This window comes from Pelagibacterium halotolerans B2 (assembly GCF_000230555.1).
Lineage (GTDB): Bacteria > Pseudomonadota > Alphaproteobacteria > Rhizobiales > Devosiaceae > Pelagibacterium > Pelagibacterium halotolerans.
Genome location: NC_016078.1, coordinates 2,200,662 through 2,215,420 on the forward strand (window position 1 = coordinate 2,200,662; position 14,759 = coordinate 2,215,420).

The 14,759-nt window shown below is 60.9% G+C and carries 12 protein-coding genes; 7 read left to right on the forward strand and 5 right to left on the reverse strand.

What is annotated here, in order from left to right; all coding sequences use genetic code 11:
* Positions 1-16 precede the first annotated feature (16 nt).
* The 3 genes from KKY_RS10785 to KKY_RS10795 all read right to left on the reverse strand — a co-directional run bounded on the left by KKY_RS10785 (position 17) and on the right by KKY_RS10795 (position 3,698).
* Entirely contained in the window at positions 17-967 is a 951-nt protein-coding gene (locus KKY_RS10785; protein WP_014131379.1) for a substrate-binding domain-containing protein, read from the reverse strand.
* A gap of 183 nt (positions 968-1,150) precedes the next feature.
* On the reverse strand, positions 1,151-2,182 hold the full coding sequence (locus KKY_RS10790) for an ABC transporter permease (protein WP_014131380.1): 1,032 nt from the start codon (positions 2,180-2,182) through the stop codon (positions 1,151-1,153).
* A complete protein-coding gene (locus tag KKY_RS10795) occupies positions 2,163-3,698 on the reverse strand; it encodes a sugar ABC transporter ATP-binding protein (protein ID WP_014131381.1) in 1,536 nt (511 codons plus the stop codon). The genes KKY_RS10790 and KKY_RS10795 overlap by 20 nt, the downstream gene beginning before the upstream one ends.
* A gap of 205 nt (positions 3,699-3,903) precedes the next feature.
* Here KKY_RS10795 and KKY_RS10800 point away from each other — a divergent pair, with 205 nt between their 5' ends.
* On the forward strand, positions 3,904-4,926 hold the full coding sequence (locus tag KKY_RS10800) for a LacI family DNA-binding transcriptional regulator (RefSeq protein ID WP_014131382.1): 1,023 nt from the start codon (positions 3,904-3,906) through the stop codon (positions 4,924-4,926).
* A gap of 152 nt (positions 4,927-5,078) precedes the next feature.
* On the opposite strand, the gene KKY_RS10805 is transcribed toward KKY_RS10800, so the two are convergent.
* Positions 5,079-5,459 carry a hypothetical protein gene (locus tag KKY_RS10805; protein WP_014131383.1) on the reverse strand — a complete coding sequence of 127 codons (381 nt, stop codon included), beginning with the start codon at positions 5,457-5,459 and terminating at the stop codon, positions 5,079-5,081.
* 229 nt (positions 5,460-5,688) lie between these two features.
* Here KKY_RS10805 and KKY_RS10810 point away from each other — a divergent pair, with 229 nt between their 5' ends.
* The 6 genes from KKY_RS10810 (at position 5,689) to KKY_RS10835 (ending at position 12,582) form a co-directional block, all read left to right on the forward strand.
* Positions 5,689-7,227 (forward strand): ABC transporter ATP-binding protein, encoded by a 1,539-nt coding sequence (locus KKY_RS10810; protein WP_041528712.1) that lies wholly within the window; start codon positions 5,689-5,691, stop codon positions 7,225-7,227.
* A complete protein-coding gene (locus KKY_RS10815) occupies positions 7,224-8,318 on the forward strand; it encodes an ABC transporter permease (protein WP_014131385.1) in 1,095 nt (364 codons plus the stop codon). Before KKY_RS10810 ends, KKY_RS10815 begins: the two co-directional genes overlap by 4 nt.
* Positions 8,311-9,225 carry an ABC transporter permease gene (locus KKY_RS10820; protein ID WP_014131386.1) on the forward strand — a complete coding sequence of 305 codons (915 nt, stop codon included), beginning with the start codon at positions 8,311-8,313 and terminating at the stop codon, positions 9,223-9,225. Before KKY_RS10815 ends, KKY_RS10820 begins: the two co-directional genes overlap by 8 nt.
* 28 nt (positions 9,226-9,253) lie before the next feature.
* Positions 9,254-10,327 carry a BMP family ABC transporter substrate-binding protein gene (locus tag KKY_RS10825; RefSeq protein WP_014131387.1) on the forward strand — a complete coding sequence of 358 codons (1,074 nt, stop codon included), beginning with the start codon at positions 9,254-9,256 and terminating at the stop codon, positions 10,325-10,327.
* A 112-nt stretch (positions 10,328-10,439) separates the two neighbouring features.
* Positions 10,440-12,149 carry an adenine deaminase gene (ade, locus tag KKY_RS10830; RefSeq protein WP_014131388.1) on the forward strand — a complete coding sequence of 570 codons (1,710 nt, stop codon included), beginning with the start codon at positions 10,440-10,442 and terminating at the stop codon, positions 12,147-12,149.
* 46 nt (positions 12,150-12,195) lie between these two features.
* Positions 12,196-12,582: a hypothetical protein gene (locus tag KKY_RS10835; protein ID WP_014131389.1), complete on the forward strand. Its 387-nt coding sequence runs from the start codon at positions 12,196-12,198 to the stop codon at positions 12,580-12,582.
* Here the strand turns inward: KKY_RS10835 and KKY_RS10840 are convergent.
* Positions 12,573-14,741, reverse strand: coding sequence for a malate synthase G (locus KKY_RS10840; protein ID WP_014131390.1), 2,169 nt, complete (start codon positions 14,739-14,741; stop codon positions 12,573-12,575). The genes KKY_RS10835 and KKY_RS10840 overlap by 10 nt on opposite strands.
* Positions 14,742-14,759 lie beyond the last annotated feature (18 nt).

Here is a 14,759-nt window from a genome sequence, read left to right on the forward strand (position 1 = left end):
CGGGAGGAAGTGCAGATCAGAATGTCGAATCCGGGAAGTAGTAATCTTCCGCGTTTTCAGGCGTGATCAGCGGCGCGCCGAGGATATATTCGCCTGAAACCGGACCGTTCGATGTGAAGTGACTGACGGTCACGTCCATGGCGGTGGCGATCATCGCGGGCGGATAGAGCACGTCGACGGGCACCAGTTCGGAGCCTTCCATGACCATCTGGATGATTTCCTTCATCCCCGCGCCGCCGACGATGAACAACTCGTCCTCGCGGCCCGCCTGACGCACGGCTTCGATAACGCCGAGCGCGATGTCGTCGTCCTGCGCCCAGACGCCATCGATGTCGGGGAAGCGCGAGAGGAAATCCTGCATAACCTCGAACCCGTCATCGCGGTTCCAGTTGGCATACTGATTGTCCAGAACGTTGATGCCGGACCCTTCGATGGTTTCCATGAAGGCGTTGAAGCGCTCGTCGTCGATCACCGTCGGGATGCCGCGCAGGATGACGATGTTGTCACCCTCGCCGAGCCGGGAGAGGAAGTATTCCCCCGAAACCGTTCCCAGCGCCGTGTTGTTGCCGGCGACATAAACGTCTTCGATCCCTTCCTGGGACAGCCCGCGATCGACGACCGTTACAAATACGCCCGACTCCTTGACCATGCGCACCGGATCGGTGAGCGGCTCGGACTCGAACGGCAATACGACCAGAGCGTCGATCTGGTGGATCGAGATGAGATCCTCGAGATCGTTGGCCTGCTGTGCCGGGCCGTCCGCGGCGATCAGCACGATGTCGATATCGGGATTGGCTTCCTCGATCCGGGCCATGGCCTGTTCGGCGTGCCAGTTGAGCCCGCCGGCCCAGCCATGCGTTGCCGCCGGAATGGAAACGCCGATCGTGATCTCCTGTGCCGCCGCGGCGGTCACCCCCAGCGCAACACTGCACAGGGCAGCGCCGGCGATAAGCTTGAGTGTTCGCATGATAGTCCTCCTTGGTTATGTTTCGCGCCTCTCCTCAGGCGCTGCCCCCGCCGGTGCGCATTGGCGCCGGTTGGAATTTCCTGAGCATTTCCGCCATTTTTTTGAATTGCTTCAATGCCCTAAGTCTTTGTTCTATCGCGCTTTCAACCCGGATAAATGGTTCCCACTTGTCCGAGAAACGCTTTAGCCCTTGGCCTTCCTGAAGATGTTGAGATGGCCAAGATTGCCGCGCTGCAGCCAGACGGCGGCGATGATGATGACGCCCTGTACCGCACCGTTGAGGTAGTTCGAGATGATGTCGGTCAGGTTCAAAATATTGCCGATCGTCGTGAGCATGATCGCTCCGATCACGGTGCCCCCGATCCGGCCGTATCCGCCCTTGAGCATGGTGCCGCCGATGATAACCGCGGCGATCGCTTCAAGCTCCCAGAGCACCCCGGTCGAGGACGAAGCCGAGCCAAGGCGCGGAACATAGATGATCGTGGCGATGGAAACGCAAAGCCCCTGGATGACATAGGTCAGCGTCTTGACCCGATCCACCTTGATCGCCGAATAGCGCGCCACGGTTTCGTTGGATCCGATGGCCATGCAATAGCGCCCGAACGCCGTGCGGTTGAGCAGCACCCAGCCCAGCAGCGCAACCAGCGCGAACACCAGCACAGGAACGGGAATGCCCAGCACATTGCCGTAATAAACCGGGCGATAGGCATCGCGAATGTCAAAGGCCAGTGAAAGCGTTCCGCCATCGGCGAAATAGGTGACCAGCGAACGGAATATGCCCATCGTGCCGAGCGTTACGATAAACGCTTCGATCTTGCCCTTGGTCGTCATGAAGCCGTTGAGAAAGCCGGCAGCCAGCCCCAGCAGCACCGAGGCCGCGCAACCGAGCAGAACCGTCGGTATGCCGGTGCCGAGCGTCTCTATCGCGGCGTTCATCACGATGATCATCACGCCCGAAATCACTGCCGCCATCGACCCGACCGAAAGATCGATCCCGCCCGCGGTGATAACGAAGGTCGCTCCGACTGCTATAATGCCGATAAAGGCCGAGCGCGTCAGGAGGTTGGCAATATTGCCCTCCGAAGCGAACGCCGGATTGAGCGCGAAACCCAATATGCACAGCGCAATCAGCGCCACGAGCGGCCCGAAGGTGTGATAGTCGATCCTGAACCGCTTTTTGGCCGGCTTTACCCCCTCATGCGCTTGCGCGGTCATCGTCCGATTCTCCTTTGAGCCCAGCGGCATAGCGCATGATTTCTCCCTCTTTGATTTCCGCACCTTCGAGTGTGCCCATGCGGCGCCCTTCGCGCATCACGACCACCCGGTGCGAAAGCCCGATCACTTCCTGCATCTCGGACGAGACCACGATGATCGATTTGCCTTCTTTGGCGAGCGCGGCGATGATGTGATAAATCTGCTGTTTGGTGCCGACATCGATCCCGCGCGTCGGTTCGTCGATGATGACGATTTCCGGTTCGCTCTCCATGGCCTTGCCCAACATCAGTTTCTGCTGATTGCCGCCCGAGAGCTGGCCGACGCGAACCGAAGCGTCACGCGCCCTGATATCGAAGCGGCGCGTCGCCCGCTCCATGGCTTCCACTTCGCTCGCCTCGTTGAGAAAGCCGTTCGTGATATGCCGTTTTAGCGTCAGGAGTGTCAGGTTCTGCTGCAGCCCGACATTGAGCAGCAACCCTTTTCCCTTGCGGTCCTTGGTCATATAGACCAGCCCCGCATCGATCGCCTGGCCGATCGCCGAAAATGCCACCGGCTCGCCTCTGAGCCGCACCGTGCCGCCTGTCTTTTCCGTCAGCCCGACTATGGCCTCCATAACGGCTGTGCGTCCCGATCCGATCAGCCCGGCAAATCCCAGGATCTCCCCGCGGCGCAGCGCAAAGCTCACTCCGCGCACGCCGGGGGCCGTCAGGCCCTCCACGTCGAGGATAACCGGTGCATCGACATCGGGTTCATGCTTGGGCGGGTAGAGGTTGGACAATTCGCGCCCCACCATCATCTCGGCGATGGCATCGGGGGTAAGGTCCCCCGTCTCCACTGTGGCGATCAATTGCCCGTCCCGCAGCACCGTGATGCGGTCGGACAGGGCCATGACCTCGTCAAGCTTGTGGGAGATGAAGACGATGGCCACGCCCTTGGCCTTGAGCCGCCGCACCTGTTCGAAAAACGTGTCGGTCTCGGCCGAGGTCAGCACAGCGGTCGGCTCATCCATGATGAGCACGCGCGCTTCGCGGCTGATCGCCTTGGCGATCTCCACCATCTGCTTGTCGGCAACCGAAAGCGTATTGATGCGCGCATTGGGGTCGATGGCCACATGCAGGCTGTCGAGAATGCGCTGCGCCTCCGCCTGCATATCGGAACGGCGTAAAAACCCGTACCGCGTCCATTCCCGGCCCAGAAAAATGCTTTCGGCCACCGTAAGGTGTTCAGCGAGATTGAGCTCCTGATGAATAACAACGATCCCCAGGCTTTCGCTTTCTCCATTGGAGGGAAGCCGGATCGGCTCACCATCGAGCACGATAGTGCCCGAGGTCGGCTGTTCTATGCCGGACAGGATCTTGATAAGCGTGGACTTGCCCGCACCGTTCTCGCCGATCAGCGCGTGAACCTCGCCTTCACGAACGTCGAAATCGATGCTGAACAGCACCGGCACTTCGCCGAAGCTCTTGGAAACCCTGTTTGCTGCAAGAATATGTGGCGCACTGGCGCTATCGGCCATCACCAGTCCTCCCCCGATTTCCTGCCAACGTTGCGGCCGGCTACTCCCAATTGCTAATTGTGTAAACCTTTTCATTAATGATGTAAAGGTTTACATAAGAAGGGATGTGTATAAAACATGACGCTGGAATAGAGGTGCCGATTGTCCTCGATTTCAATGCGTTGAATGGCCGGATCCGCAAGGAATGCACCGGCACGGGGGAGCCTTGAGCGCGGTCAAACCAGCAACGATCGAGGATGTGGCATTGATCGCCGGCGTTTCGATCGCCACGGTCTCACGCGCCCTCAACGAACCCGGCAAGGTCGCCGATTCCACGCGCCGAAAGGTTATCGAGGCGGTTGCCCAGACCGGCTACACGACCAACGCGATGGCGCGCAATCTGCGCACGCGGCGTTCGCACATGATCCTGATCCTGGCCCCCGACGTCGGCGACCCGAACTTTTCCAACATTCTCGTGGGCCTTGAAACCGAAGCGTCCAAGCGCGGCTATGGGGTTCTGATCGGCAACACGCAGAACGATCCCGTTCGGGAAACCGATTATCTGCGCTTCATCTCTTCCAACCAGGCCGACGGCATCATCCTGCTGACCGGTCACCTGCCCTTCGGCCTTGCCGAGAACCAGCCGGGCGTGCGGCTTCCGCCGATGGTTGCGATCAACGAGCCCATCCCCAATTCCGACATTCCTTTCGTCGGCGTCGACAATGTGGAAGGTGCCCGCGTCGCCACCGACCACCTCATCAGCCAGGGCCATCGCGAGATCGCCTTTATCGGCCAGTCCCCCGGCCGCACCGTCGCTCAATTGCGCGAGCACGGTTTTCGCACGGCACTTGCGGCGGCGGGGATTTCTGCCGAGCCCAGTTTCATACTCGAAGCGGACGGCACCACCGAAAGCGGCCGTGCCGCCGCCGAGCGCATGTTCGTTCGCGACCGGCTGCCCACCGCCTTTTTCTGCGTCAATGACGCCACCGCACTCGGCGTGCTCATCGCGCTCACCGCGAGGGGTTACGAATTGCCCTACGAATTCTCGGTCATGGGCTTTGACGACATTTCCTTTGCCAGCTTCGTCACCCCATCGCTGACAACGATGAAGCAGCCCCGCCTTCGAATCGGCGAGGCCAGCATGGATCTCCTTCTCGAAATGCTCGAAGGCGAAACGCCCGCCAGACGCGAAATCCTGCTGCGCTCCGAACTCATCCTGCGCAATTCGGTCGCCCTGCGACGCTCTTGAGGCGCGTTGCCCGGAATGACCGGCATCCCAGCGATGGCGGAAGTTCATGACGCAACCGAGTATGGACAGAGAGGGCCAACGCAAGATTTTCGGCTTTGTCGCCGCCAATGAGATAGTCCTCTACCGTCAATTCGGTCTGATAGAGGATTGACCTACTGGCCCGCTTCGGGCTCGGTTGCCAGCGGCTCGGGGGCCGGCCCCTCGGAATCGACCGGCGCGGTTTCTATAGGGGTATCGATCGCCGGTGCATCCGAGCCTTCAGGCTCGGTCACCGCTTCTTCAGTGGGCGCGGGAGTAGGCAGCCCCTCAAGTTCCGCATCGACGTCGTCGCCCGCAGCAGGCACGTCTTCCAGCGTGGTGCCACCATCGGTCGTCGTCGGCGTTTCGTCGTATGTTGCGGTGCTGAACCAGTAGACGGCCGCGAAAAGAATAATAATCCCGACCAATCCATAAATGAGGACGCGCGAATTCATCTTGCGGCTGTTGCCCTGCCGCGCTTCGGTTTTGGTGAGCTCGGTTTTGTCGTCGGTCATTGCTCTGCGTCCCTTGAGTCATGTGAACTTCCGGGGCTCATCGGGCCGGAGCCCAATGCCCGGTAACAGATAAACGCGGGGCCTTGTGTCGCGTTCCACGACGACATGATGCAAATTTGGGCAAATGAAAAATATCGTTCAACAAGTCGCCACGCCGGGTGCAATCGGCCTTGCGTGGCGCTAAATGTGACGACATAGTGTTTTTGTCCATTTGGTCCAATTTTGGCGCATGATGACAGCAAGCGGCCCCGAACCACTGCTGACCCTTAAAGGTCTCACCAAATCCTTCGGGAGCTTCAAGGCCAACGATTCCGTCGATCTCGAAATTTATCCCGGCGAAATCCACGCTCTCCTAGGTGAGAATGGTGCCGGCAAATCGACCTTCGTCAAAATGCTCTATGGCGCGCTCCAGCCCGATTCCGGCGAAATCGTGTGGCGGGGCAAGCCCGTTTCCATTCCCAGTCCCGCCTTCGCCCGCCAGCTTGGCGTGGGCATGGTGTTCCAGCATTTCTCGCTCTTTGAAGCGCTCACGGTTGCCGAAAACGTCGCTGTCGCCCTGCCCGGCGATGCCCCGATCAGGACCGTAGCCACTGACGTCGAAAAGGTCTCGAGGGAATACGGCCTGCCGCTCAAACCGCACGCCTATGTACACGACCTTTCGGTCGGCGAGCGCCAGCGCATCGAGATCGTGCGCTGCCTTCTGGGCCATCCCGACCTCGTCATCATGGACGAGCCGACCTCGGTGCTCACCCCTCAGGAGGTCGATGACCTTTTTGCCGTGCTGCGCAAGCTGCGCGACGAGGGCAAGGCCATTCTCTACATCTCGCACAAACTCGAGGAAGTCCGGGCTCTTTGCGAGCGCGCCACCATATTGCGGCACGGCAAGGTTGTGGGCACCTGCATCCCGCGCGATGAAACCGCGGCCTCGATCGCCCGCATGATGGTCGGTGCCGATATCCACCAGATCCGGCCCGCCAAAGCCCGCGCCAAAAGCACCGAGCCACTCCTCTCCATAGCCAGCCTCTCCATGGATTCGCGCGAGGTGTTCGGTACACCTCTGCGGGACATTTCGCTCGATCTGTTTCCCGGCGAGATTGTCGGCATCGCCGGAATTGCCGGCAACGGCCAGTCGGAACTTTTCGATGTGCTGTCGGGCGAACGCCTTGCCGGAAGGCCCGAACAGGTAACGCTTTTCGGCCAGCCCGTGGGCCATGACGACATTTCGTCCCGCCGCGCCAGGGGCGCGGTTTTTGTCTCCGAGGAACGGCTGGGCCATGCCACCGTGCCCTCCCTCTCGCTGAGCGAAAACGTTATCCTGACCCGCTACAGGGTCAATCGGGGGCTCAAATCGGGGCTGTTCATCAACCGCGGCAAGGCCAAGAGCCTGCTCGAAAGCATCGTGGAAGCACTCGACGTGCGCAAAAGCGCCGCCGATCCCGCAGCGCAATCGCTTTCAGGCGGCAATCTCCAGAAATTCATCATCGGGCGCGAAGTGCTCGAAGATCCCAAGGTGATCATCGTCAACCAGCCCACCTGGGGTGTCGATGCCGGATCGGCGGCGCGCATCCGCCAGACCTTGGTCGATCTCGCTGAAGGCGGCGCGGCCATTCTGGTCATCAGCCAGGACCTTGACGAACTTTTCGAATTCACCGACCGTCTCGCCGCCATCGCCGAGGGCCGCCTCTCCGATTTCGCCCCGGTTGCCCAGACGGACCGCAACGCCATCGGGCTCAAAATGTCGGGCATTTTCGAGGGACAGACCGCATGAGGCTTGAACTGATCAAGCGCGGCAACCCCTCCCGCGCCCTGCAATTTCTCTCCCCGCTGATCGGCCTTGCGCTGGCGGTACTCACTGGCGCGATCATGTTCGCCATTCTGGGCAAAGACCCGCTGGCGGCGCTCTATGTCTATTTCGTCGAGCCGCTGACCGAGCTGTGGTCCATCCACGAACTGCTCATCAAGGCCGCGCCGCTGATCCTCATGGGGGCCGGGCTTTCGGTCTGCTACCTCTCCAACAACTGGAACATCGGGGCCGAGGGCCAGTTCATCATGGGTGCCCTGGCCGGGTCGATCTTCCCGGTCCTGTTCACCGACGTCCAGAGCCCTTTTGTCCTGCCCCTGATGATGGTGTTCGCCATTGTCGGCGGCGCTCTGTGGGCCGGCATCCCGGCCCTGCTCAAGGCGAAATTCAACACCAACGAAATCCTCGTCAGCCTGATGCTCGTCTATGTAGCCGAGCTGATCCTCGATTATCTGGTGCGCGGCCCCTGGCGAAATCCGGGCGGCATGAATTTCCCCGAGTCGGTGCGCTTCCATGACCTCGCCCGCATCCCCGAGCTGATGCCCGCCGATGGCCGCGCCAATTGGGGTATCGTTATCGCGATCCTCGTTGCCATCGCCATCTGGGTCATGCTCTCGCGCACGCTGAAGGGCTTTGAAGTCAAGGTGCTCGGCACCAGCCCGCGCGCCGGTAAATTCGCCGGGTTCGACGCCAAAAAGATGATCTTTTTTTCCTTCCTTCTGGCCGGCGGCTGTGCCGGACTGGCCGGCATCATCGAGGTGGCCGGCGCTTCGGCACAGCTTCGCCCGATCATTTCACCGGGCTACGGCTTCACCGCCATCATCGTGGCGTTCCTGGGCCGCCTCAATCCGCTCGGGGTCATCGTTGCCGGGCTGGTCCTGGCGCTCACCTATCTCGGCGGGGAAGCCGCGCAAATCTCGCTTGGGCTCTCCGACAAGGTCGCCCGCGTCTTTCAGGGCGCATTGCTGCTCTATATCCTGGCGTGCGACACGCTGATCCACTACCGCATCCGTTTTGCCCGCGCGCCAAAGGCATCGGGGAGCGCCGTCGATGCTTGAATCGATCCTCCTCACCATCGCCACCGCCGCAACCCCGCTCTTGTTGGCCGCCATCGGCGAACTTGTCGTCGAACGCTCGGGCACCCTCAATCTCGGCGTCGAGGGGATGATGGTCATGGGCGCCGTCGGCGGTTTTGTCGGCATGATCCTCACCGGCAACCCGTTCATCGGCGCACTGGTCGGCGTGCTGTTCGGCACCATCCTCTCGCTGCTCTTTGCGTTTCTGGCGCTCACGCTGGCCACAAACCAATATGCAACCGGCCTTGCCCTCACCATTCTGGGCCTTGGCTTGTCCGGGTTGATCGGAGAACCCTATGTCGGCCGTTCGGCCGTCCGCATGCCGGTTCTCGATATCCCCGTTCTCTCCGATATTCCCATTGTCGGACGTTTGCTGTTCGGTCAGGACGTCATCTTCTATATTTCCATAGCCCTGGTCATCGGCGTTGCCTGGTTCCTGTTCAGGACCAAACAGGGCCTCACCCTGCGCTCGATCGGTGATAATCCGCAATCGGCCCACGCGCTCGGCATCAAGGTCATCCGCTATCGCTATCTGGCCGTCCTGTTCGGCGGCGCCTGTGCAGGCTTGGCCGGGGCGCATCTCTCACTCGTTTATACCCCGCAATGGACCGAGAACATGTCGGCCGGACGCGGCTGGATCGCACTGGCTCTGGTGGTTTTCGCTTCATGGCGACCGGCCCGTGTGCTCGCCGGCGCCTATCTTTTCGGAGCGGTTTCAATCGGCCAATTGCACGCCCAGGCACTGGGGATCGGCATTCCGTCCCAGGTCCTCTCGGCGCTCCCCTATCTCGCCACCGTCCTGGTACTGGTGCTCATTTCCCAGAACCGGCGGCTGACGCTGATCAACACCCCGGCCTCGCTCGGCAAGAGCTTCGTGCCGGATCGCTAAAAACTTCAAGTTCAAGGAAGGGACACTCATGAAAACGCTCCTCTCAACCCTTACGGCAGCCACCGCGCTGTCGCTGACCCTCGTGCCCGCCGCCATGGCGCAGGATGAACCTGTGGAAGCCTGCTTTGTCTATGTCGGTTCGCACACCGACGGTGGCTGGAGCCAGGCCCACGACATCGCCCGCCTCGCGGTCGAAGAAGAATATGGCGACGCTGTCGAAACCCGGTTCATCGAAAACGTCGCCGAAGCCACCTCCGAAGGCGCCATCGAGCGTATGGCGCGTTCGGGCTGCGATATCATCTTCACCACCTCGTTCGGGTTCATGGATCCCACCATCGCCGTTGCCGAGCGTTTCCCCGACGTGCTGTTCGAACACGCCACCGGCTACAAGACCGCACCCAACGTTTCGGTTTACAATTCGCGCTTCTATGAAGGCCGCTACATTCAGGGCGTGATTGCCGCCTCGATGTCCGAGGCTGGTGTGGCCGGCTACATCGGCTCGTTCCCCATCCCCGAGGTCGTACAGGGCATCAATGCCTTCATGCTCGGCGCCCAGTCGATCAACCCCGATTTCGCCGTCAAGGTCGTCTGGGCCAACTCCTGGTACGATCCCGGTGCGGAAGCCGATGCCGCCAAGGTCCTGATGGACCAGGGCGTCGATATCATCACCCAGCACACCGATTCCACAGCCCCTATGCAGGAAGCCGCCGCCCGTGGCATCAAGGCGTTCGGTCAGGCTTCCGACATGATCGAAGCGGGTCCTGAAACCCAGCTCACGGCGATCGTCGACACCTGGGCGCCCTATTACATCGAGCGCGTCGGTGCGGTCATCGACGGCACCTGGGAAACCTCGGATAGCTGGGACGGGCTGGTCGACGGTATTCTGACAATGGCGCCTTACACCAACATGCCAGAAGAGGTCGCGGCGCTCGCCGAAGAAACCGAGGAAGCCATCAAGTCCGGCGAACTCGTCGTCTTCACCGGCCCGATCAACAAGCAGGACGGAAGCGTCTGGCTCGCCGAGGGCGAACAGGCGGACGACGGCACTTTGCTCGGTCTGAACTTCTACGTCGAAGGCGTGGACGACCAGCTTCCCCAATAAGCCTTCGCGCACTGTCAATCGAGAGCGGCGGCAGCAATGCCGCCGCTTTTGTTTCTTGACCGAACACCGGCGCCGCGACACCCTTGCCCAACAAGAACAAGGATCAAAACAGATGACCGATGCAGCCACACTCGCCCGCATGATCCGCGCCGGACGCGGTCTCGACCCTGCCGATCTGGTCATCAAAAACGTCAAGCGGCTCGACATCGTCACCGGCGAAATCACCCGGACCGATATCGCCATAGTCGCCGATCGCATCGTCGGCACCCATGGGGTCTATGAAGGCAGGACCGAAATCGACGGAGCGGACCGCTTTGCGGTCCCCGGCTTTATCGATACCCACCTCCATATCGAGTCCTCGCTGGTCACCCCGCTCGAATTCGACCGCTGTGTGCTGCCCCATGGCGTCACCACCGTTATTTGTGATCCTCACGAAATCGCCAACGTGCTCGGCGCGAAAGGCATTCGCTATTTCCTCGACTGCGCCGAGCGCGCAATCATGGATATCCGCATCAACCTGTCCTCCTGCGTGCCGGCCACCCCATTCGAGACGGCAGGTGCGCGGCTCGAGATCGACGATCTGCTACCGTTTGCCGACCATCCCAAAATCATCGGCCTTGCCGAAATGATGAATTTCCCCGGTGTCATCAATTGCGATCCAGCCATTCTCGCCAAGCTCGAGGCCTTCCAGCACCGGCACATGGACGGCCACGCACCACTGCTGTCCGGGCTCGACCTCAACGCCTATCTTGCCGCCGGCATTCGCACCGACCATGAGGCAACCAGCGCCAAGGAGGCGCGCGAAAAACTGTCCAAAGGCATGGCCATCCTCATTCGCGAGGGCTCGGTATCAAAGGACCTCGATGCGCTGGCCGAGATCCTTGATGAAAACACCTCGGCTTTCGTCGCGCTGTGTACAGACGACCGCAATCCGCTCGATATCGCCGAAGAGGGTCACCTTGATTCCTCGATCCGCCGTCTGATCGCCCATGGCTGCCCACTGCATCACGTCTATCGTGCCGCGTCCCATTCCGCCGCCCGTATTTTCGGCCTCAAGGACCGGGGTCAGGTCGCACCCGGCTGGCGTGCCGACATCACCTTGCTCGATAGTCTTGAAGACTGCCGCGTATCCGACGTCGTTTCCGCCGGTCGCCTGGTCACCGAAACGCTCTGGCCAGCCCGCGAACAGGTCGCGCCTGTCGGTCTCGATTCCATGAAGGCGAAGCCGGTTGAACCCTCGGCTTTCATCACCGCCCCAAATCCCGACAGGAACGAGGTGCCCGTGATCGGGGTCAAACCCGGCCTCATCCTCACCTTCCGCGAAAGCGCGGCGCTGGCCAGCGACGAATCCGGCCTCAAGCCCGATACCGGTGCCGACGTCATCAAGGTGGCGGTCATCGAACGGCACGGCATCAACGGCAATATCGGCCGCTCCTTCGTCAAGGGTTTCGGGCTCAAGCGCGGCGCCATCGCCTCATCGGTCGGTCACGACAGCCACAACATCACCGTGGTCGGCGTCACCGATGAGGACATGGCTCTGGCGGTCAATCGCCTCATCGAAATCGGAGGCGGCTTTGCCGTGGCCTGCGAGGGCGAAATCCTGGCCGATCTCGCCCTGCCCCTTGCCGGCTTGATGAGCCTGGAGCCTTTCGAGATCGTCACCGAACATCTCGAACATTTGCGCGAGGCGGCAAAAGCACTCGATTGCACCCTGCCTGAACCCTTTCTTCAGGTCGCCTTCCTCGCCCTGCCCGTCATCCCGCATCTGAAAATGACGGACAACGGGCTGTTCGATGTCGACAAGTTCGATTTCGTCTCATGAGTATACCCGGCTTGATAAAGCCACTTTCCCTCTTATCTCTTAGGGCATGACCAAAGAGCGGACCCGCCTCGAACGCCTGTTCCTACGCCTCGAAGCGCGTTTCCCGCGTTTCTCGATGGTGATCTATATCCTGCGCCAGCCCTGGGCCATGCTCATCCGCATCCCTCTCGGCATCCTGTTTTGCATCGGCGGCCTTTTGGCGTTCCTGCCCATCCTCGGTGTCTGGATGCTGCCGCTCGGCCTGTTGTTGCTGGCCATCGACCTGCCTTTCCTGCAGCGGCCGATGAACGGGATTATCCTGCGTGGCGAGCGCCAGTGGCATTTGTGGCGCCGCAGCCGCCGGGACAGGAAATCGGAGCAGGAGACCTCAGAGAAAAGACAAAAGGCGCAACCGTCGCCGCGCCTTTCCGACAATCGCGACGACTATCGTTGAGCTTTCTTTTCGGCCCGCTTGGCGTGCAACAGCGGCTCGGTATAACCAGAAGGCTGTTCGACCCCTTGCAGTGCCAAAGCCAATGCGGCCTGAAAGGCAATCGAGTGTTCGGGATCACCGCTCATGGGCTCATAGGCTGGATCACCCGCATTCTGCTGATCGACCACCCGGGCCATCCGGGTGAAGGTCGCCACCACCTCGTCCTGGGTCACCACCCCATGCCAGAGCCAGTTGGCGATGGCCTGCGATGAAATGCGGCAGGTCGCCCGGTCTTCCATCAGTCCCACATTGTTGATGTCGGGGACTTTCGAACACCCCACCCCCGCATCGACCCAGCGCACCACATAGCCCAGGATCCCTTGCGCATTGTTGTCGAGTTCGCGCTGGATCTGCTCGGCCGAGAGCGTCGCGGGATCAAGCACCGGCATGGAAAACAAGGCGTCCAGACCGGGAATGGGTTCGTTGTGCCGGCGCTTTTGCGCCTCGAACACGTCGACCTCATGATAGTGGAGCGCGTGCAGCGTTGCCGCCGTCGGCGAAGGCACCCAGGCGCAATTGGCGCCCGATTTCGGATGCCCGATCTTTTGCTCCATCATCGCCGCCATATCGTCGGGCCGGGCCCACATGCCCTTGCCGATCTGAGCGCGGCCCGTCAGCCCGCAGGCAATACCGATCGTGACGTTGCGATCCTCGTAGGCTTGAATCCACCGTTCGGCCTTGATCTGGTCCTTGAGCAGCACCGGCCCGGCTTCCATCGACGTATGGATTTCGTCACCGGTGCGGTCGAGGAACCCGGTGTTGATAAAAAACACCCGTTCACGCGCTGCATAAATGCACGCTTTGAGGTTGGCCGAGGTCCGGCGCTCCTCGTCCATGATGCCGATCTTGATGGTGTTGAGCGGCAGCCCGAGGATTTTTTCCACTTCCCCGAACACATTGCACGCAAACAGCACTTCGGTCGGCCCGTGCATCTTGGGCTTGACGATATAAATCGAGCCGGTTGTTGAATTGGCCTTCCGCTTGCGGTCGTGCAGCGCGCAAAGCGTGGTGATCGCCGCATCCATCAGCCCCTCGCCGATCGGCTGGCCTTCAGCGTCAAGAATGGCATCGGTGGTCATCAGATGCCCGACATTGCGCACCAGCAGCAATGCGCGCCCCTTCAGGGTCAACTCGCTTCCATCCGGTGCTGTGTAAACCCGATCCGCATTGAGCGTCCGTGTGACACTCTTGCCGCCCTTTTCGAACGTATCGGCCAGATCGCCCTTCATCAGCCCGAGCCAGTTGCGATAGACCCCGACCTTGTCCTCGGCATCGACCGCCGCAACCGAATCCTCGCAATCCTGAATTGTGGTCAACGCGCTTTCGATCGCCACATCAGCCAGATTGGCCGGATGATCCTTGCCCACCGGATGGTTGGGATCGATCACCAGGTCGACATGCAGCCCGTGGTGCTTGAGCAGGATGCGCAGCACATCGCCATCGCGCGAATAGCCCGCGAACGCCTCGGGATAAGCCAGTTTCGCCCGGCCATCCTGACTTTCAATCACCAGTCTGGCGACATCTCCCGATATATCGACGCCATAGCGTGTCACGGCCCAGTGCTTGACCCCGAGCAACGGAAACGCCTCGTCAAGGAAATGCCCGGCCCGCGCAAACACTTCCGCACCGCGCTTGGCATTGTACTGACGCCCCGGTGCCAGATCGCCCTCACGGGCGATCACATCAGTGCCGTAAAACGCATCGTAGAGACTGCCCCAGCGCGCATTGGCGGCATTGAGCGCATAGCGCGCATTGGACACCGGCACGACAAGCTGCGGGCCGCAGATCGAGGCGATCTCGGGATCGAGATTTTCAGTTTCGATCCGGAAATCCTCCGGCTCGTCCTCGAGATAGCTGATCTCGCGCAAAAACGCCTGATAGGCCTCCGGGTTCGCTGTTGCCGGGCCATTGTCGCGGTGCCAGTCGTCGATCTGGTTCTGCATCCTGTCGCGGATTTCCAGGAGCTCGCGATTGCCCGGCATATAGGCCGCGACCATCTCGGCAAACCCCGCCCAGAACCTGTCCGAAGCGACATCGGGTCCCTTGAGCGCCTCTTGCTCGACAAACGCGGCAAGCTGTTCATCGACCTGCAAACCGGCTCGGGTGACATAGCTGCTCATCTGCAAATCTCCTGATCG